The 1667-nt window shown below is 64.7% G+C and carries 2 protein-coding genes; one reads left to right on the top strand and one right to left on the bottom strand.

Annotated elements, in window-relative coordinates; translation table 11 throughout:
* Positions 1-282 (top strand): H-NS family nucleoid-associated regulatory protein (locus EP26_RS34395; RefSeq protein ID WP_211259647.1); only part of this gene is annotated, 282 nt, incomplete at its 5' end.
* 29 nt (positions 283-311) lie between these two features.
* Here the strand turns inward: EP26_RS34395 and EP26_RS30735 are convergent.
* The gene (locus EP26_RS30735) at positions 312-1169 is read right to left on the bottom strand and encodes a hypothetical protein (RefSeq protein ID WP_157033996.1); all 858 of its coding nucleotides are present in this window, start codon (positions 1167-1169) and stop codon (positions 312-314) included.
* Between the last annotated feature and the right edge of the window lie 498 nt (positions 1170-1667).

Genomic DNA, 1667 nt, shown 5'->3' with positions numbered 1-1667 from the left:
CGCGCTCGGAATACCCGTCACCGAAGCCGTAGGATGAGGCTGTCCGGGGAAAGGGGAACCCTAACCGTCAGCTCATTTGTGCAACAGAGCCGGTTTGAGGAACTACCACTACTGCAATGGATCATTCTCCCTCGAAGAGCACGCCTCCCCGTCCGCGCCGAGTACCGCCATACCGAAACCGGCGAGACTTGGTCCGGCCGCGGCAGCGCGCCGGCCTGGCTCAAGAACCTGGAAGAGCAGGGGCGCCGCCGCGAGGAGTTCGTCATTGATGCTGGCATCTGACACAACGCCTCGACCGCAGCGCGGCGGTCTCATCCCGGGCTGACGGGCGCGCCGGCGACGGGATAGGGCGGCCAGTGGGACAGCGGCTCCTGGGCCGCCACGATCCAGTGCAGGATCCTGGGATTGTACCGGAACAGGTATTGCCAACCCTCAACCAGCGCGACCAGCAATGCGTCGGGATCGAGCCGCAATTCCTGCAGGTCCGGGCCAATGCCAGCGAAGGTGACCATCCGTTGGCCGCACGAATTGCCGGTCAGGATGCGGTCGGACTCCTCCAGCACGCGTCGTCCGAGTTCGGCATCGCGGAACTGGCCGACCGCCCTTGTGTGCAACACCGGGATGCCGTCGATGATCCCGAGGTCGCGGTAGCCCAGCAGTTTGGGCCAAAGCGAATCGAGACCCCAGCCCCAGCCTGTCGTGGTCAGATCGAGGGTCGGCAGAAGCTGCTCGAGCGTCGCGCGACTGAAGCCGGGCACCATGATTTCGACGAAGCCAACTCGCCTAGCGAAAAAGCGGTGATTCCGCATGGCGATGAAATGCGCGAAATGCGACGCCTCGTGCAGGCCGGGGGCAAAAAGCTTGAAGCCCAATGTTTGCGCCGCATCGAACATGGCGCTGATGCCGTCCTGGCAGGCAAGGATGTCGTCATCCGGCAGCCAGATCTGCTCATAGGCCCGCCAGCCATCCCAGCTATTCAGCAGTTGCCGCAGGCCGGCCCATTTCGGCCCGGCGATCACCTCGCCCTGGATACAGTCCAGATCGCCCTGCTGTGCGATTTCCTGAAAGGGGCAGAGGCGGAGATCCCAATTGCGCGGTTTGCCAGCATCAATCCAGCTGCGGTGCAACGAGTTGCGCCCAACGCGCGCCAGGACAAGGTTCCTCCTCATAGACATTTCCCTCGGCCATGCCCTGATGCCTGCTGCCCACGACTGACCGATTAGCGTCGCCTGACCGGAAAGGCTGCATCAGTACCCGCGATGTGACTCTGGTCACCGCACCTGATTCCGGGGGTTATGTCAGGGCTCGCGCCTGTGGGGCCGTTTCGCCGGCCGGGGCGGGGCTGGTAGGCTCCGGGGTCAGCGGAGCGGGAAGCGGGGATGGACTGCGTGGCTTGCGGCTCTGCTGCTGTGACGGAGCGGCCGGAGCATACCGCCCGAGGCTACCGCCGGTTCCGCTGCCGAGACTGCGGCAAGGGGTACAACGAGCGCAGCGCCGGGCTGCTGAACCACGCCCAATACCCATGTCACCCGCCCCGACTGATGGCAACGTCGAGGCGGCCGTCGGCAGAAGGCTAAGGCCTGTTAGAGCTTGAGTGCTACTCCCATATTCGGGGCATGACGGACGGGAACGGGTGCGAGGTTTTCACCGACGCAGCGTGGGCGCTC

The sequence above is a fragment of the Belnapia moabensis DSM 16746 genome (assembly GCF_000745835.1).
Taxonomy (GTDB): domain Bacteria; phylum Pseudomonadota; class Alphaproteobacteria; order Acetobacterales; family Acetobacteraceae; genus Belnapia; species Belnapia moabensis.
This window is presented reverse-complemented; position numbering and strand designations above follow the sequence as displayed.